The following is a 17333-nucleotide window of genomic DNA, read 5'->3' as shown; positions in this document are numbered from 1 at the left end:
AGTCACGCCGGGGAGGTCCCCTTACGCTCCGCGACCAGCGCCGCCGCCTCCTCGCGCAGGTCGCGGCGCAGTTCCTTCGGCAGCGAGAAGGTGATGGACTCCTCGGCCGCCTTCACGAGCTCCACGTCGCCGTAACCGCGCTGCGACAGCCACTCCAGGACCTCCTCGACCAGTACCTCCGGCACCGAGGCGCCCGAGGTCACGCCGACCGTGGTCACGCCCTGAAGCCAGGCCTCGTCGATCTCGCTCGCGTAGTCCACGAGGTAGGCCTCGCGGGAGCCGGCCAGCTTGGCGACCTCGACGAGCCGCTTGGAGTTGGAGGAGTTGCGGGAACCGACCACGATGACCAGCTCGGCCTCGGCGCCCATCTGCTTCACCGCGAGCTGACGGTTCTGCGTGGCGTAGCAGATGTCGTCGCTGGGCGGGGAGATGAGCTGCGGGAACTTCTCCTTGAGGGCGTCGACGGTCTCCATCGTCTCGTCGACGGACAGCGTGGTCTGGGAGAGCCAGACGACCTTCGACTCGTCGCGGACCTCGACCTTGGCGACGTCCGAGGGGCCGTCGACGAGGGTGATGTGGTCGGGGGCCTCGCCGGAGGTGCCGATGACCTCCTCGTGGCCCTCGTGCCCGATCAGGAGGATGTCGTAGTCCTCGCCCGCGAAGCGGACGGCCTCCTTGTGGACCTTGGTGACCAGCGGGCAGGTCGCGTCGATGGTGGCGAGCTTGCCGCGCGCGGCCTCCTCGTGGACGACGGGGGCGACGCCGTGAGCCGAGAACATGACGATGTTGCCCGGCGGGACCTCCTCCGTCCGTTCGACGAAGATGGCGCCCTTCTTCTCCAGGGTCTGTACGACGTACTTGTTGTGGACGATCTCGTGCCGGACGTACACCGGAGCGCCGTACTGCTCCAGGGCTTTCTCGACGGCGATCACGGCGCGGTCCACACCCGCGCAGTAGCCACGGGGGGCGGCGAGCAGGACACGGCGGCCAGGCGAAGCAGTCATGCGTCCCATCGTAAGGCCGCGTTCGGCCCGTCAAAGATCGCGTGCCCGTGACGGCGCTCGCGGTGGTCGTCACGACGCTGCTGAACCAAGGAGGCCGGATCCCGTCGCGTAGTGACGGCCGGTGACGGTGCGTTGTCGTACCGGGCCGTTACGCTCGCGGCATGGCTGTGAACTCGACTCCCGAAGCGCCCCTGCCCGTCGGCGAGGTGTCGCGCCTGATCGGCGGCTGGATCGACCGCCTCGGTGCCGTGTGGGTCGAGGGCCAGATCACCCAGCTCTCCCGGCGCCCGGGAGCGGGCGTCGTCTTCCTCACGCTGCGCGATCCGTCGTACGACATCTCGGTGAGCGTCACCTGCTTCCGTCAGGTTTTCGACGAGATCGCCGATGTCGTCAGCGAGGGCGCCCGAGTCGTCGTACTGGCGAAGCCGGAGTGGTACGCGCCGCGGGGCCAGCTCTCGCTGCGGGCCGCCGAGATAAGGCCCGTCGGGGTCGGTGAGCTGCTGGCCCGGCTGGAGCAGCTGAAGAAGTCCCTCGCCGCGGAGGGGCTGTTCGCGCCGGAGCGCAAGAAGGCGCTGCCGTTCCTGCCGCAGCTCATCGGGCTGGTGTGCGGCCGGGCCTCGGCCGCCGAGCGGGACGTCCTGGAGAACGCCCGGCACCGCTGGCCGGCCGTCCGTTTCGAGGTGCGCAACGTCCCGGTGCAGGGCGTGCACGCCGTCCCCCAGGTCGTCCAGGCGGTCAAGGAGCTCGACGCACTGGACGACGTGGACGTGATCATCGTGGCGCGCGGCGGGGGCAGCGTGGAGGATCTGCTGCCGTTCTCCGACGAGCAGTTGGTGCGGGCGGTCGCGTCCTGTCGTACGCCGGTGGTGTCGGCGATCGGGCACGAGCCGGACACCCCACTGCTCGACTACGTCGCCGACCTGCGGGCCTCCACGCCCACGGACGCGGCCAAGAAGGTCGTACCGGACGTGGGTGAGGAGTACGAGCGGGTGCGAGCGCTGCAGGACCGCGCGCGGCGGTGTGTCGAGTCCTTCCTCCAGCGGGAGGAGCGGGGCCTCGCGCAAGCGCTCGCGCGGCCGTCGATAGAGGATCCGCACCGGATGATCGACGAGCGCGCCGACCATGTGTCCTCCCTGGTCGACCGTGGCCGCCGCACCCTGGGCCATCTGCTGGACCGCGCCGACTCCGAGCTGACGCACACGCACGCGCGCGTGGTGGCCCTCTCCCCCGCCGCGACCCTCCAGCGCGGGTACGCCGTGCTCCAGAAGGCCGACGGCCATGTGGTGCGGGCGCCGGACGAGGTGACGGCGCAGGAGACCCTGCGGGCGCGGGTCGCCGAGGGTGAGTTCGTTGTCCGAGTCGATGCATAGGGTGGGCGGATGACCAGCAAGGTGGCGGAAGAGGCGCTCGGGTACGAGCAGGCACGGGACGAGCTGATCGAGGTCGTACGGCGGCTGGAGGCGGGCGGTACGACGCTCGAGGAGTCCCTCGCGCTCTGGGAGCGGGGCGAGGAGCTGGCCAAGGTGTGCCGGCGCTGGCTGGACGGGGCGCGGGCGCGGCTGGACGCGGCACTGGCCGAGGAGGAAAAGGCCGGGACCGAGGGCGACGCCGAGTAGGAGACCTGGGTGATCTGTGAAGCGGATCACCACGCCCCGATTTTTGTTGAAGGTTGAACTTCAGTCGCGTACCGTCGAGAACGTCAACCGGTCCCCGGTCCGTTTCCGGGGTCGACGTCCCCCCGAGAAGGTTTCTCATGTCTCTCGTTCTTGACCCCGCCGCCCAGGACCTGCTGTTCCGCGAGGCCCGTACCGCGAACACCTTCACCGACGAGCCGGTGACCGACGAGCAGCTCCAGGCCATCTACGACCTGGTCAAGTACGGCCCGACCGCCTTCAACCAGAGCCCGCTGCGCATCACCCTGGTCCGCTCCGCCGAGGCCCGCGAGCGCCTGGTCCAGCACATGGCCGAGGGCAATCAGCCCAAGACCTCCACCGCCCCGCTGGTCGCGATCCTCTCCGCGGACAACGAGTTCCACGAGGAGCTGCCGGAGCTCTTCCCGCACTTCCCGCAGGCCAAGGACGTCTTCTTCAGCGAGCGCCCCGCCCGCGAGGGTGCCGCCGGACTGAACGCCGCCCTGCAGGCCGCGTACTTCATCATCGGCGTCCGTGCCGCCGGCCTCGCCGCCGGCCCGATGACCGGTCTGGACTTCGAGGGCGTCCGCAAGGAGTTCCTGGACGACGACCACACCCCGCTGATGGTCGTCAACATCGGCAAGCCGGGCGAGGACGCCTGGTTCCCGCGCTCCCCGCGCCTGTCGTACGACGAGGTCGTCACCACCGTCTGAGACGGCTGACACGCGACGAGAGGGCCCGGCTGCCTGGCAGCCGGGCCCTCTCGTGTGCTCTCACGCCGTCTTGAGCGACTTCGCCATCTCGGCCAGCTGGGCGAACGATCCCGTGCCCGCGACCACCGTCGTCGCCCCGTCGGCGGTGTGCACGAGGGCGTCGTAGCGGCCGCCCGTGTACCGCGTCCAGGTGCGGCCCGCGATCTGCTGGGTCTGCTTCGTCGCCTCGCCGCCCTGGCTCGCCTCGTCGATGAACGTCGACGGCTTCTGAGTCGACTGCTCGACCTGCACGTACTGATCATCAGGGGCCTGGAAACCCAGGTGCCAGGCGTCGAACTGGTCGCCCTGGAAGCGCACCGAGGTCGCCTTCCAGCCGGCCGGCAGATCCTCGGGCGCGGCCACCGGATAGGAGGCCGCGCGGCGGGCCGTGAGCAGCTCGACGCGGTAGTCGACCGTCTTGATGTCGGGAGCGGAGTCGTCGTGCGGGATGAACACGTAGATGACCGCCGCCGCGATCCCGATCAGGCCCAGGGAGAGAATCATGTCCCGGACCGTCTTCTGCTTGCCGTTCGAACCTGCCACGCCCCCTATCGTCGCAGGTGCCCGGTCCGCTCATCCGTGGGGTCCCCTGCTCATTTTGTCGGACTGGGGATAGAGTCGACGGTCGAACCCTCATCCGGCCGTCGTCGTATCAGAAAGGTGCGCTCCGATGACCGAGCATCATCATCTGCCGTCCGAACTCGAGGTCCCCTCCGAGGCCCCCGACCGCAACCTCGCCCTGGAACTCGTCAGGGTGACCGAAGCCGCCGCGATGGCCGCGGGCCGCTGGGTGGGCCGGGGCGAGAAGAACGGCGCCGACGGCGCCGCGGTGCGCGCCATGCGGTCCCTCGTCTCCACCGTGTCGATGAACGGCGTGGTCGTCATCGGCGAGGGCGAGAAGGACGAGGCCCCGATGCTCTTCAACGGAGAGCGCGTGGGCGACGGGACCGGGCCCGAGTGCGACATCGCCGTCGATCCGATCGACGGGACCACGCTGACGGCCAAGGGCATGCCGAACGCGATCGCCGTACTGGCCGCGGCGGACCGTGGGTCGATGTTCGACCCGTCGGCCGTGTTCTACATGGACAAACTGGTCACAGGGCCCGAGGCCGCGGACTTCGTCGACATCAACGCACCCGTCTCCGTGAACATCCGGCGGGTCGCCAAGGCCAAGCGGTCCACCCCGGAGGACGTGACCGTGGTCATCCTCGACCGGCCCCGGCACGAAGGAATCATCAAGGAGATCCGGGAGGCCGGGGCGCGGATCAAGCTGATCTCCGACGGCGACGTGGCGGGGTCGATCTACGCGCTGCGCGAAGGCACCGGCGTCGACATGCTGCTGGGCATCGGCGGTACGCCCGAGGGCATCATCTCGGCCTGCGCCGTGAAGTGCCTCGGGGGGACGATTCAGGGCAAGCTGTGGCCGAAGGACGACGAGGAGCGGGCGCGGGCGATCGACGCCGGGCACGATCTGGACCGGGTGCTCATGACGGACGACCTGGTGTCCGGGGAGAACGTGTTCTTCGTGGCCACCGGGATCACCGATGGTGAGCTGCTGCGTGGTGTGCGGTACCGGTCGGAGACCGCGACGACCGACTCGATCGTGATGCGGTCGAAGTCGGGGACGGTTCGGCGGATCGACTCCGAGCATCGGCTCAGCAAGCTGCGGGCCTACAGCGCGATCGACTTCGACCGCGCGAAATAGCTCGCGCCGAAGTGAGTGGGCGCCCCCGGTGCGGAGGGGGCGCCCTTTCCTTTTGCCCTTGTTGCCCTTGTTTCAGCCTGCCTGGGCTATGCGCGCCGCCCTCGCCGCCTTCTGCAGCTCCAGGTCGCGGCGGCGCCTGCGGGCCAGGACCACCCGGCGTTCCGCTGCGGTGAGGCCGCCCCAGACGCCATAGGGCTCGGGTTGGAGCAGGGCGTGTTCGCGGCACTCGACCATGACGGGACAGCGGGCACAGACGCGCTTCGCGGCCTCCTCGCGCGAGAGCCTGGCGGCGGTGGGTTCCTTGGACGGGGCGAAGAACAGGCCGGCCTCGTCGCGCCGGCACACCGCCTCGGTGTGCCATGGAGCGTCTTGGTCCCTGTCCCGCACTGGCACCCGCTGGGCCGGAACGGCAGCTACCTGCAGGGACGAATGCGGCGGTTGCAGCACGGTCTACTCCTGACGACGGCTTCGCGAGCGAGAGACGATGCAGCAAGCCCTACCCGCTGTGCGCGCGCCTATGCACTGAGTCCCGAACCGCTGGATCGCGCGCGGTCGCGTGCGCTTCCGGGAGCCCACCACGGGCGGATCCGTTCGCTTCGGATGCGCCCGGATTCACAACCGTCAACGATCCAGGTGTTTGCGCAAACTCTTGTCGACCTTGCGATCGACCGCGCGCTGCACCCGGTCGAGGATGTCCGCGACGAGCTTGCCCCGCTTCGGCTTCGCGTCGACACTGCCGAGGACGGCCCAGCCGTCGACGTACACCACGGGCGCGTCCCGCTCGGCCGAGTCGAGCGTGTCCACCTGGAAGTCGCCGAGGACACCGACTCCCGTGCCGCGCAGCGAGATGTTCTCGGGGACGCGCACCTCGACGCTGCCGCAGAACGAGAACGCCTTGATCACGACCTGGCGGTACTCGAAGATCGCCTCGCTGAGGTCGATCTCCACGCTGCCGAAGATCGCGTAGGCGTGGATACGACGGCCCGCGCGCCAGCGCCCCTTGCGGACGGCGGCACTCAGGACCGCCACCACGTTGTCGTCGGGGTCGTGGGGTATCGCATCGGTCGGGCGGTTCGGGGCCGGGGTCCAGGCCGGGGCGGCACGGCGCTCGTGGGCCGCCGGCAGGTCCCGTATGAAGACCTCCAGCTCGCCCACCGTCTTGGCGCTCAGTACCCCCTCGACCCGCTCCTCGTGCTCGTCCGCGGTGAGGCGGCCCTCGGCGAGGGCCTCGCGCAGGATGTCGGCGACGCGGTCGCGGTCGGCGTCCGAGGCACGCAGGTCGGCCACCGCGGGTGCGGGGCCTGCGTGCTTGTGAAGGTCGGGCTTCTGAAGGTCCACAGCAGCAGCGTACCGAAACGCGATAGATCGCGACTAGAGCTGTGGACAACTCTTGGCGAACCAACTGAGCCTTACCTCACAAGCTCCCGTCCTTGGACAGGTTCTACGCTGGTGAGGCCCGCCAACGGAGGTGGGTGGCCGTCTTTCGAGTGAGGAATGGGCTGAGATGCCTGAGTTCGCGTATACGGATCTGCTCCCCATGGGAGAGGACACCACCCCCTACCGGCTGGTGACCTCCGAGGGTGTCTCCACCTTCGAGGCCGACGGGCGGACCTTCCTCAAGGTGGAGCCGGAGGCGCTGCGCAAGCTCGCCACGGAGGCCATCCACGACATCCAGCACTACCTGCGTCCCGCGCACCTCGCTCAGCTGCGGCGGATCATCGACGACCCCGAGGCGTCGAGCAACGACAAGTTCGTGGCGCTGGACCTGCTGAAGAACGCGAACATCGCGGCGGCGGGCGTCCTCCCGATGTGCCAGGACACCGGCACCGCGATCGTCATGGGCAAGCGCGGCCAGAACGTGCTGACGGCGGGCGGTGACGAGGCGGCGCTGTCGGAGGGCATCTACGACGCGTACCTGAACCTCAACCTGCGCTACTCGCAGATGGCCCCGCTGACCATGTGGGACGAGAAGAACACCGGTTCCAACCTCCCCGCGCAGATCGAGCTGTACGCCACCGACGGCGGCGCCTACAAGTTCCTGTTCATGGCCAAGGGCGGCGGTTCGGCCAACAAGTCGTTCCTCTACCAGGAGACGAAGGCCGTCCTGAACGAGGCCTCCATGATGAAGTTCCTGGAGGAGAAGATCCGTTCGCTCGGTACGGCCGCCTGTCCGCCGTACCACCTGGCGATCGTCGTGGGCGGTACGTCGGCCGAGTACGCACTGAAGACCGCGAAGTACGCCTCCGCGCACTACCTGGACGAGATTCCGGCCGTGGGCTCGGAGCTCGGGCACGGTTTCCGGGACAAGGAGCTGGAGGAGAAGGTCTTCGAGCTGACCCAGAAGATCGGGATCGGGGCGCAGTTCGGCGGTAAGTACTTCTGCCACGACGTGCGTGTCGTACGGCTGCCCCGGCACGGCGCGTCCTGCCCGGTCGCCATCGCCGTGTCCTGCTCGGCCGACCGCCAGGCCGTCGCGAAGATCACCGCGGAGGGGGTGTTCCTGGAGCAGCTGGAGACGGACCCGGCGCGGTTCCTGCCCGAGACGACGGACGAGCACCTCGAGTCCGACGGTGACGTGGTCAAGATCGACCTCAACCAGCCGATGGACGACATCCTCGCGGAGCTCACCAAGTACCCGGTGAAGACGCGGCTTTCGCTGACCGGTCCGCTCGTGGTCGCGCGTGACATCGCGCACGCCAAGATCAAGGAGCGCCTTGACGCGGGCGAGGAGATGCCGCAGTACCTGAAGGACCACCCGGTGTACTACGCGGGTCCGGCGAAGACGCCCGAGGGCTACGCGTCCGGTTCCTTCGGCCCGACGACGGCCGGCCGTATGGACTCCTACGTCGAGCAGTTCCAGGCGGCGGGCGGATCCAAGGTGATGCTGGCCAAGGGCAACCGCAGCAAGCAGGTCACCGACGCGTGCGATGCGCACGGCGGCTTCTACCTCGGCTCCATCGGCGGCCCCGCCGCCCGGCTCGCCCAGGACTGCATCAAGAAGGTCGAGGTCGTCGAGTACGAGGAGCTCGGCATGGAGGCGGTCTGGAAGATCGAGGTCGAGGACTTCCCGGCGTTCATCGTCGTCGACGACAAGGGCAACGACTTCTTCACTTCACCGGAACCCGAGCAGCCGACGTTCACCAGCATCCCGGTCCGGGGTCCTGGGCTGGCCTGAAGCCTCCAGACCCCTCGGCGGACGCCGGGGGGTCTGTTGCCGCGTTCACCGGTTGGCGGTCAGTACTGCCGCGAGGCCCTCTTGCAGGTCTTTGACGAAATACTCGGGAACCTCCAGCGACGGGAAGTGTCCCCCGACTTCGGGCGACCCCCATCGGACGATCCGCCGGTACCGCTCCTGTGCCCAGGGGCGCGGAGACTTCTCGATGTCGCGGGGATACATGGTGATGGCTGACGGCACGTCGACCCGGAGTTCCGGGTCCAGCGAGTTGTGGCTTTCGTAGTAGATGCGGGCCGCCGATGCGCCGGTCCGGGTCAGCCAGTACAGGGTGACGTCGTCGAGAACCCTGTCCATGGAAATCGTCTCGAACGGACTGCCCTCGGTGTCCGACCACTCGGCGAACTTGTCGAGGATCCAGGCAAGAAGCCCGACCGGTGAGTCGACGAGCGAGTATCCGATGGTCTGCGGTCGGGTCGCCTGCTGCTTCGCGTACGCCGCGCGGTGGCGCCAGAAGTCGCGGGTTTCCTCGGTCCACTTGCGCTCGACCGCCGTCAGCCCGTCCGTTGGCAACCCGGGCGGCGCCTCCGCGAACAACGTGTGGATGCCGAGAACGTGCGCCGGGAACCTGCCGCCGAGAACCGTGGTGATATTGCCGCCCCAGTCGCCGCCGTGGGCTGCGAACCTGCTGTAGCCGAGCCTTCCCATCAGTTCCACCCAAGCGGCCGCGATCTTTTCGGTTCCCCACCCGGTGGTGGCCGGCTTGTCGCTGTACCCAAAGCCCGGTAGCGACGGGACCACGACGTGGAACGCCGGCGCGTCCGCGTCTTTCGGATCCGCCAGCTCCTCCACCACATCGACGAACTCGGCAATGCTGCCCGGCCAGCCGTGCGTAAGGATCAGAGGAGTGGCGTCTGCGCGCGCCGATCGGCGGTGCAGGAAGTGGATTCCCAGATCGTCAATGGTCGTGCGGAACTGGCCGATTCGGTCGAGGCGCTCTTCGAACGACCGCCAGTCGTACCCGGTGCGCCAGTAGTTCACGACATCGACGAGGTCGGCGAGCGGAACGCCCTGTTCCCATCGGCGAGGGTCGGGCGCGGCGCGATGGACCGTCTCAGCCTCCGGCAGTCGCGCCGCGGCCAGTCGCGCGCGCAGATCGTCGAGGTCGGCATCCGTTGCGTGGGCTTCAAATGCTTGCACGTCGCTGGTCGGACGGGGCATGAGTCCTCCTGGCCATAGTGGAACCGTCTAAGGCGGTTCCAGCGTGACACGTCTTCATGTCGCCGAGCAACCAGCTAAGGTGGTTCCATGCGTGCCGAATCCCCTGACTTCCGCCTCGGCAAGGTGCTGGCGACCAGCTTCACGGGGACTCTGTCGGAGCGTCATGGCGACGCCGTGGAGCGCATTCCCACACCGCACCGACTCGTCGACTGGCTGGCGGTGAACGGCCTCGCCGTGGACTCCTGCACCCCTGCCCAGCTCGACCTCGCCCGGGAACTGCGGGAGTCGATCCACGCCGCCGCGACAGCGGCCGCGATCCGGGACGCGCTCCCCGCGTCTGCCGTCCAGGTCATCAATGACCGCAGCGTTCAGGGTCGGGCCGCGGCGATCCTGACGCCCGGCGGTGAGCGGCGATGGCGGCTCGGCTCGGCTTCCCGCGTGGAGGATGCCCTCAGCGTGATCGCCGCCGACGCGGTCGGCATCATCGCGGGCGAACGAGACGGAAAACTGGCCCTGTGCGCCTCGCCGACCTGCCAGGCCGCCTTCTTCGACACCAGCCAGAGCCGCACCCGCAAATGGTGTGACATGAACACATGCGGGAACCGCCAGAAGAAGGCGCGCTTCAACGCCAACCACCGCAAAAACACCAGATCAGCGGAGTGATCGGTCCAACGACCTGCGGCAGGAATAGCCCCGGCGGTCACGGACGCTGACCACGACGGAGGTGATCGGCAGTGGCCGACGAGCAACAGGAACAGGCGTTTCGCATCGAGCACGACTCCATGGGCGAGGTCCGTGTCCCGGTGGACGCCAGGTGGCGGGCCCAGACCCAGCGGGCCGTGGAGAACTTCCCCATCTCCGGGCAGCGGATCGAACGGGCGCACATCGAGGCCCTGGCCCGGATCAAGGGGGCGGCCGCGAAGGTGAACGCGCGGCTGGGGGTGCTCGACAAGGACGTCGCGGAGGCGATCCAGGAGGCGGCCGACGAGGTGGCCCGCGGGGACTGGGACGCGCACTTCCCCGTCGACGTCTTCCAGACCGGGTCCGGCACCTCGTCCAACATGAACACCAACGAGGTCATCGCGACGCTGGCGACCGAGCGGCTCGGCCGTGACGTGCACCCCAACGACCACGTCAACGCCTCCCAGTCGTCCAACGACGTCTTCCCCTCCTCCATCCACATCGCCGCCACCGCCGCCGTCACCCGGGATCTGATCCCCGCCCTCGACCATCTCGCCACGGCCCTCGCCCGCAAGTCCGAGGAGTTCGCCGATGTCGTGAAGTCCGGGCGGACCCATCTGATGGACGCCACCCCGGTGACCCTGGGTCAGGAGTTCGGGGGGTACGCGGCACAGGTGCGGTACGGCATCGAGCGGCTGCAGGCCTCGCTTCCCCGGCTCGCCGAGCTGCCGTTGGGCGGCACCGCGGTCGGCACCGGCATCAACACCCCGCCCGGTTTCCCCGCCGCCGTCATCGAGGAGGTCGCCCGCACCACCGGGCTGCCGCTCACCGAGGCGCGGGACCACTTCGAGGCGCAGGGCGCCCGGGACGGGATCGTCGAGACCAGCGGGCAGCTCAGGACCATCGCGGTCGGCCTGACGAAGATCGCGAATGATCTGCGGTGGATGTCCTCCGGGCCCAGGACCGGGCTCGCGGAGATCTCCCTGCCCGACCTGCAGCCCGGCTCGTCGATCATGCCCGGCAAGGTCAACCCGGTGATCCCGGAGGCCGTCCTCATGGTCGCCGCCCAGGTCGTCGGGAACGACGCGACCGTCGCCACCGCCGGTGCGGCCGGCAACTTCGAACTCAACGTCATGCTGCCGGTCATCGCCAAGAACGTCCTGGAGTCGGTCCGGCTGCTCGCCAACGTCTCCCGGCTGCTGGCCGACCGGACCGTCGACGGGATCGTCGCGCACCGCGAACGCGCCCGGGAGTACGCCGAGTCCTCGCCCTCCGTGGTCACCCCGCTGAACAAGTACATCGGGTACGAGGAGGCCGCGAAGGTCGCCAAGAAGGCCCTCGCGGAGCTGAAGACGATTCGCCAGGTCGTGCTGGAGAGCGGCTACGTCGAACGCGGCGATCTCACGGAGGAGCAGCTCGACGAGGCGCTGGATGTCCTGCGGATGACACGGCCGTAACCTTTCCCCGCCCCGGGGTGAACCGTGACGCGCACCGCAGCGTCGTATGCCTATGGCACCTAATATCTGGTCATGGCAGACGGTGGAGCGGTGAGAGCGGTGGAAGCGGGTACGTCGGCGCATTTCTGGGAGCCCGGGAGTCAGATCCTGTGGCGCTACCGGGAAAATGCCGGCGCGCACGTGCACATCGCCCGTCCGGTCACCGTCGTACGCGACGACGAGGACCTGCTCGTCGTGTGGCTGGCACCGGGCACCGAGTGTGTGAAGCCGGTGCTGGCCGACGGCACATCGGTGCATGCCGAGCCGTTGGAGTCGCGTTACACCAAGCCGCGTTCCGTGCAGCGGGACCGCTGGTTCGGCACCGGGGTGCTGAAGCTGGCGCGGCCGGGACTGCCGTGGTCGGTGTGGCTGTTCTGGGAGCCGGGCTGGCGGTTCAAGAACTGGTATGTGAACCTCGAGGAGCCGCTGGCGCGGTGGGCCGGGGGTGTGGACTCCGAGGACCACTTCCTGGACATCACCGTGGATCCGGACCGCAGTTGGCAGTGGCGGGACGAGGACGAGTTCGCGCAGGCCCAGCAGGACGGGCTGATGGGCCCTGACCTGGCCGAACAGGTCAGGGAGGCGGGGCGGTCCGCGGTGGAGGTGATCCGTGCCTGGGGCCCGCCGTTCTCGGACGGCTGGCCCGACTGGCGGCCCGATCCGTCCTGGACTGTGCCGCTTCTTCCGGAAGACTGGGACCGCACGCCCGCGCACTTGTCCTCATGAGACCCTTGATGCGCCCCCGGGCTGCAAACGTAGGATCGTCCTCCGCAAGAGTGCGCAGCGGCAACTACCGGAGCGGGCACTGGGCTTGACCGATCGTCACCGAGGGGCGGCAGGACGTGAGCGTGGGGTATGAGGGCAACACCGGTACGGGCCGCGGAAAGTTGACCAAAAACGCAGGAACAGCCCCTGACCACGCGGGAATTCCGTTCCTGGGACACGTATTCCGGGTATCGGGATTTCGGCGGGACCAACTGCGCGTACGGCGTGCAGCCCCGGACGGACGGATTCGACACGCGTGACGGAGCACCCGACCTCCTTCGAACGCCCCCAGCCGGGCGTCGACCCCACGGACCCCCGCGGGGCGCTCCTGCGTTCCCCGGCGCCACCGTCCGCCCAGGGCGTCGAGGCGCCGACGGCTTTACCCGTCCAGGCCCGCTCCGGTGACCCCACGCCTGACACGGCACCCGTCGTCCAGGGCAGCAGCAGTACGACCGGCAGGACCGGTAACCACGAGGACATGGGCATGAACCCGGCCGGTACCGGCCCCGAGCACTCCCAGCCGGCCGCCGCCGAGCAGGACACGCATCGCCCGCGGCCGGTACCCGAAGGTGTCCCGGTCCAGCCGGGCGCCGAGGAGGACCGGCCGCAGAGCGGCGTGGGCGGCGACGAACGCCGCACCGGACAGGGCGCGGTCCCCGGCCGGCCCACGCCCATGCGGCGGGACGGCGACCGGCTGCGCTTCGTGGGCGCGGCGACCCGCCGGATCGCGCGCGGCATCGACCTGGACGAGATCGTGATGGGTCTGTGCCGGGCGACCGTGCCGACCTTCTCGGACGCGATCCTCGTCTATCTGCGCGACCCGCTGCCCGTCGGCGACGAGCGGCCCACCGGCCCCCTCGTGCTCCGGCTGCGGCGCAGTGACCGGATTCCGCAGCAGGAGCGGGACCTGGAGGACGGCATCCTGCCGGTGCCGGTGCCGGAGAACCCGACCGAGCTGGACGCGCTCGGCACCGAACTGTGCGAGGTGCAGCCCGGCAGTGCGCTCGCCGAGGTGCTGCGCGGGGTGCGTCCGGTCTTCACGGACACGCCCGCGGCCCGCGCCGCGCTGCCGGAGCTGCTCGGCGAGGGCGGCGAGTTCGCCGTACCGACCGGTCGGCGAACGATCCTGGCCCCGCTGCGCGGCCGGCGCCGGGTCATCGGTGCCGCGCTGTTCCTGCGCCGCCCCGACCGCATCCCCTTCGACCCGGACGACCTGCTCGTCGCCGCCCAGCTCGCCACGCACAGCGCGCTGGGCATCGACAAGGCCGTTCTGTACGGCCGTGAGGCGTACATCGCCGACGAGCTGCAGCGCACCATGCTGCCCGAGACGCTCCCGCGGCCGACGGGCGTGCGGCTGGCGTCGCGCTATCTGCCCGCCGCCGAGACGGCCCGGGTGGGCGGTGACTGGTACGACGCGATCCCGCTGCCGGGCAGCCGGGTCGCCCTGGTCGTGGGTGACGTGATGGGCCACTCCATGACGTCCGCCGCGATCATGGGTCAGTTGCGGACCACGGCCCAGACGCTGGCCGGGCTCGATCTGCCCCCGCAGGAGGTGCTGCACCACCTCGACGAGCAGGCGCAGCGGCTCGGCACGGACCGTATGGCGACCTGCCTCTACGCCGTGTACGACCCGGTGTCGCACCGCATCACCATCGCCAACGCCGGTCATCCGCCACCGGTGCTGCTGCACCTGGGCGGCCGTGCCGAGGTGCTCCGGGTGCCGCCGGGCGCGCCGATCGGTGTCGGAGGCGTGGACTTCGAGGCCGTGGAGCTGGACGCACCGGCCGGGGCGACGCTGTTGCTGTACACCGACGGGCTCGTCGAGTCCCGGCTGCGGGACGTGTGGACCGGGATAGAGCAGCTGCGGGAGAAGCTCGCCGCGACCGCTGCGCTCACCGGGCCTGATCATCCGCCGCCGCTGGAGGCGTTGTGCGACGAGGTGCTCGACATGCTCGGGCCGGGAGACCGGGACGACGACATCGCGTTGCTCGCGGCCCGCTTCGACGGGATCGCGCCCAGTGATGTGGCGTACTGGTTCCTGGAGCCGGAGGACGCGGCGCCGGGGCGTGCGCGGCGGCTCGCGCGGCGGGCGCTGTCCCGCTGGGGCATGGAGGATCTCACCGACTCCGTCGAGCTGTTGGTGAGTGAGGTCGTCACCAATGCGGTGCGGTATGCGACCCGGCCGGTGACGCTGCGGTTGCTGCGGACCGATGTGCTGCGGTGCGAGGTCGGGGACGATGTGCCGCAACTGCCGCGGCTGCGGCAGGCCCGGGCCACCGACGAGGGTGGGCGAGGGTTGTACCTCGTCAACCGGCTGGCCCGGCGGTGGGGAGCGACCCGGCTCAGCACCGGCAAGGTGGTGTGGTTCGAGCTGAACCGGAGCTGAGCGCGCCGCTGCCCGCGCGGGTACAGGAACGAGAGAAGGGCGCCCGGTGACCACCGGGCGCCCTTCTCTGCTTCTCCGCTACTGGTCGCCGTTGGGGTCGAACGGGTTCGCCGGGCTGGTCGTGCTCTCGTCCGGTGTCGTCGGCGCACTGGTCGTCGGGGTCACCGGCGCACTGGTCGTCGGGGTCACCGGCGCACTGGTCGTCGGGGTCGCCGACGGCGTCTCCGACGGTTTCTTCGTGGTCGCGGACGGCGACGGCGTCTCGGACCGGGTCGGGGTCGGGCTCGGGGTCCAGGTGGGCTGAACCGCTGCGCCCTGGTCGGTGTCGAGGTCGAACTTGCTGTTCTCGGCCGCAACGCCGAAGGTGTACGCCGCCCAGATCTGCGCCGGGAAGCCACCGCCGTTGACACGGGGAAGGCCGGCGGTCTTGTACATCTTGGTCTGGGCGCCGGTCTTGGCGTCCTCGCCGAACAGACCGACCGAGGTGACCAGATCCGGAGTGAAGCCGTTGAACCAGGCCGAGAGGTTGTCGTCGGAGGTACCCGTCTTGCCGGCGACCTTACGGCCGTCGCGGGCCGGGTTCTCCGCCACGGACACCTTCGCCGTACCGTCGGCGACCACGCCGGTCAGCACCGAGGTCACCGTGTCGGCGGCCTCCCGGCTGATGACCTGTTCGCCGATCGGGTCCGGCATCCGGGTCTCGGTGCCGCCCTGCTCGGCCGACTTGATGATGGTCGGCGTGACCTGCTTGCCGTGGTTGTCGAGCGTGGCATAGACGCCGGCCATCTGGATCGGGCTCGCACCCATGGTGCCCAGGGTGTAGGCGGGCAGCGGCCTCAGCTTGCCGGTGTCCATGCCGAGCTTGGTGGCCGTCTCCAGCACCTTGTCCATGCCGACGTCGACGCCCATCTGCGCGAAGACGGAGTTGATGGACTGGTTCATCGCGGTCTGGACGGTGACCTGCTTGCCGTAGTCGTGGTCGTCCTCGTTCTCGGGGGCGAATCCGACCTTGTCGCCGTTGCTGTCGACGACCTGACGCTTGCTGGTGCCGTCGTAGATCGTGTTCGCGCCGATCGCCTTGCCGCCCTGCGTCTCGGCGGCGTCCTCCAGGGCGGCGGCGAGGATGACCGGCTTGAAGGTCGACGCCGGCTGGTAGTCGGTGCGATTGGCGTTGCTGATGAAGTGCTTGGTGTAGTCCTGGCCGCCGTACAGGGCGACGATCTTCCCCGTCTTGGGGTCGACGGAGACGGCGCCGGCCTGGACGTTCTTGTCGACCGACCGCTTCTTCGGGTCCAGTTTGCTGATCAGCTGGGTCTTGACGGCCTTCTCCAGCTGGACCTGCTTCTTCTTCTCGATGTTCAGGGTGATGGTCCAGCCCGAGTTCTCGACCCGGGCCTCCGCCTCGTCCTGGGTGATGCCCTGCGTCTTGACCAGCTGCTTCTCCAGCTGCTGGTTGGCGAGCTTGACCAGGTAGCCCTTCTGGCCCTCCAGACCGGGGGCGGCCTTGGGCTCCTTGGGCACCGGGAACGTCATGTCGTCGCGCTCGGCCTTGCTCAGCCAGCCCTGCTCGACCATGTTGTCCAGGACGTAGTTCCAGCGGGCCGTCACCAGTTCCTTGCCGGTCTTGCTGGCGACCGCCCAGTCGTACTGGCTCGGGGCCTGGAGCAGCGCGGCGAGGTACGCGCCCTGCGCGACGCTGAGCTTCTTGGCGTCGACGCGGTAGTAGTCCTGGGCGGCGGCCTGGATGCCGTAGGCGCCTCGGCCGTAGTAGCTGGTGTTGATGTAGCCCGCGAGGATGTCGTCCTTGGACGTCGTGCGGTCCACCTTCAACGAGATGACCAGTTCCCGCAGCTTGCGCGAGACGGTCTGGTCCTGGTCGAGGTAGAAGTTCTTGACGTACTGCTGGGTGATCGTGGAGCCACCCTGCTTGCCCTTGCCGGACAGGGTGTTGAGCAGACCGCGGGCGGTGCCCTTGAGGTCGACGCCGGAGTCCGTGTAGAAGGACTTGTTCTCCGCCGCCACGAAGGTGCGCTGGACGGACTTGGGCACCTCCGCGAGATCCACGATCTCGCGGTTGGTGTCGCCGACGCGGGCCATGACCGAGCCGTCGCTGTACTCGTAGATGTTGCTCTGCTTCTGCGCGGCCGCGTTGCCCTTGGGCACGTCGATCATCATGTACATCACGATGAAGGCGCCGATGCCGAGCAGACAGAAGCCGAGGAAGGCGCCGAGGATCTTCTTCCAGGTGAAGAGCCGGCGTATGCCGCTCTTACCTTTCTTGGTGCTCTTCTTACCGCGGGCGGCAGCCTTGCGCGCCGCGGCCCTGCCGCCCGGCGCGATGCCCTCGCTCGGCGTCCCGGACGAGCGCGTGGGCGGCGCCGCGCGGCGGCCACCGCGCTGACGTGCTCTTCTCTCTTCCGCTCGTCCCATGGGTCGACTCGCTCCGCTTCCTCATCGGCGGCCACACAAGTTCGTGGCACAGGTCAGCTCAGAAAGCTAACACCGGTCCATATGACACAG

Annotated in this window: 15 protein-coding genes; 9 read left to right on the top strand and 6 right to left on the bottom strand. The window is 69.2% G+C overall.

Annotation, left to right across the window (positions count from 1 at the left end; translation table 11 throughout):
* Nucleotides 1–2: 2 nt before the first annotated feature.
* Complete coding sequence (locus RNB18_RS39875) at nt 3–1013, bottom strand: 4-hydroxy-3-methylbut-2-enyl diphosphate reductase (protein WP_311718991.1); 1011 nt, start codon at nt 1011–1013, stop codon at nt 3–5.
* A gap of 152 nt (nt 1014–1165) precedes the next feature.
* Between RNB18_RS39875 and xseA the strand changes: the two genes are divergently transcribed.
* The 3 genes from xseA to RNB18_RS39860 all read left to right on the top strand — a co-directional run bounded on the left by xseA (nt 1166) and on the right by RNB18_RS39860 (nt 3348).
* Nucleotides 1166–2374: an exodeoxyribonuclease VII large subunit gene (xseA, locus tag RNB18_RS39870; protein WP_311718990.1), complete on the top strand. Its 1209-nt coding sequence runs from the start codon at nt 1166–1168 to the stop codon at nt 2372–2374.
* A 9-nt stretch (nt 2375–2383) separates the two neighbouring features.
* Nucleotides 2384–2620, top strand: coding sequence for an exodeoxyribonuclease VII small subunit (locus tag RNB18_RS39865; RefSeq protein WP_311718989.1), 237 nt, complete (start codon nt 2384–2386; stop codon nt 2618–2620).
* A gap of 137 nt (nt 2621–2757) precedes the next feature.
* Nucleotides 2758–3348, top strand: coding sequence for a malonic semialdehyde reductase (locus RNB18_RS39860; protein ID WP_311718988.1), 591 nt, complete (start codon nt 2758–2760; stop codon nt 3346–3348).
* A 60-nt stretch (nt 3349–3408) separates the two neighbouring features.
* Here the strand turns inward: RNB18_RS39860 and RNB18_RS39855 are convergent, their stop codons facing one another.
* The gene (locus tag RNB18_RS39855) at nt 3409–3930 is read right to left on the bottom strand and encodes a DUF4245 domain-containing protein (protein ID WP_311718987.1); all 522 of its coding nucleotides are present in this window, start codon (nt 3928–3930) and stop codon (nt 3409–3411) included.
* Nucleotides 3931–4057: 127 nt separating this feature from the next.
* On the opposite strand from RNB18_RS39855, the gene glpX reads away from it, so the two are divergent.
* A complete protein-coding gene (gene glpX, locus RNB18_RS39850; protein ID WP_037719931.1) occupies nt 4058–5092 on the top strand; it encodes a class II fructose-bisphosphatase in 1035 nt (344 codons plus the stop codon).
* A gap of 72 nt (nt 5093–5164) precedes the next feature.
* Here glpX and RNB18_RS39845 read toward each other — a convergent pair whose 3' ends face one another.
* Both RNB18_RS39845 and RNB18_RS39840 read right to left on the bottom strand, forming a co-directional pair.
* Nucleotides 5165–5539: a WhiB family transcriptional regulator gene (locus RNB18_RS39845; RefSeq protein ID WP_079072149.1), complete on the bottom strand. Its 375-nt coding sequence runs from the start codon at nt 5537–5539 to the stop codon at nt 5165–5167.
* Nucleotides 5540–5713: 174 nt separating this feature from the next.
* Nucleotides 5714–6430 carry a DUF1707 SHOCT-like domain-containing protein gene (locus RNB18_RS39840; protein WP_311718986.1) on the bottom strand — a complete coding sequence of 239 codons (717 nt, stop codon included), beginning with the start codon at nt 6428–6430 and terminating at the stop codon, nt 5714–5716.
* A 166-nt stretch (nt 6431–6596) separates the two neighbouring features.
* Here RNB18_RS39840 and RNB18_RS39835 point away from each other — a divergent pair, with 166 nt between their 5' ends.
* Nucleotides 6597–8267, top strand: coding sequence for a fumarate hydratase (locus RNB18_RS39835; RefSeq protein WP_311718985.1), 1671 nt, complete (start codon nt 6597–6599; stop codon nt 8265–8267).
* 45 nt (nt 8268–8312) lie between these two features.
* On the opposite strand, the gene RNB18_RS39830 is transcribed toward RNB18_RS39835, so the two are convergent.
* Entirely contained in the window at nt 8313–9485 is a 1173-nt protein-coding gene (locus RNB18_RS39830) for an epoxide hydrolase family protein (RefSeq protein WP_311718984.1), read from the bottom strand.
* Between the two features lie 87 nt (nt 9486–9572).
* Between RNB18_RS39830 and RNB18_RS39825 the strand changes: the two genes are divergently transcribed.
* From RNB18_RS39825 to RNB18_RS39810, 4 genes are all read left to right on the top strand, one after another.
* Nucleotides 9573–10148, top strand: coding sequence for a CGNR zinc finger domain-containing protein (locus RNB18_RS39825; protein ID WP_311718983.1), 576 nt, complete (start codon nt 9573–9575; stop codon nt 10146–10148).
* A gap of 71 nt (nt 10149–10219) precedes the next feature.
* Nucleotides 10220–11623 carry a class II fumarate hydratase gene (locus tag RNB18_RS39820; RefSeq protein ID WP_311718982.1) on the top strand — a complete coding sequence of 468 codons (1404 nt, stop codon included), beginning with the start codon at nt 10220–10222 and terminating at the stop codon, nt 11621–11623.
* A 72-nt stretch (nt 11624–11695) separates the two neighbouring features.
* Nucleotides 11696–12388: a cytidylyl-2-hydroxypropylphosphonate hydrolase gene (fomD, locus tag RNB18_RS39815; RefSeq protein WP_311718981.1), complete on the top strand. Its 693-nt coding sequence runs from the start codon at nt 11696–11698 to the stop codon at nt 12386–12388.
* A 295-nt stretch (nt 12389–12683) separates the two neighbouring features.
* Nucleotides 12684–14813 (top strand): SpoIIE family protein phosphatase, encoded by a 2130-nt coding sequence (locus RNB18_RS39810; protein ID WP_311718980.1) that lies wholly within the window; start codon nt 12684–12686, stop codon nt 14811–14813.
* Nucleotides 14814–14891: 78 nt separating this feature from the next.
* Here the strand turns inward: RNB18_RS39810 and RNB18_RS39805 are convergent, their stop codons facing one another.
* On the bottom strand, nt 14892–17243 hold the full coding sequence (locus tag RNB18_RS39805) for a transglycosylase domain-containing protein (RefSeq protein ID WP_311718978.1): 2352 nt from the start codon (nt 17241–17243) through the stop codon (nt 14892–14894).
* Nucleotides 17244–17333 lie beyond the last annotated feature (90 nt).

The organism is Streptomyces doebereineriae, from assembly GCF_031845645.1.
Classification (GTDB): Bacteria; Actinomycetota; Actinomycetes; order Streptomycetales; family Streptomycetaceae; genus Streptomyces; species Streptomyces canus.
Note: the sequence above shows the minus strand (reverse complement) of the source record. Positions and strands in the feature narration are given on the sequence as shown.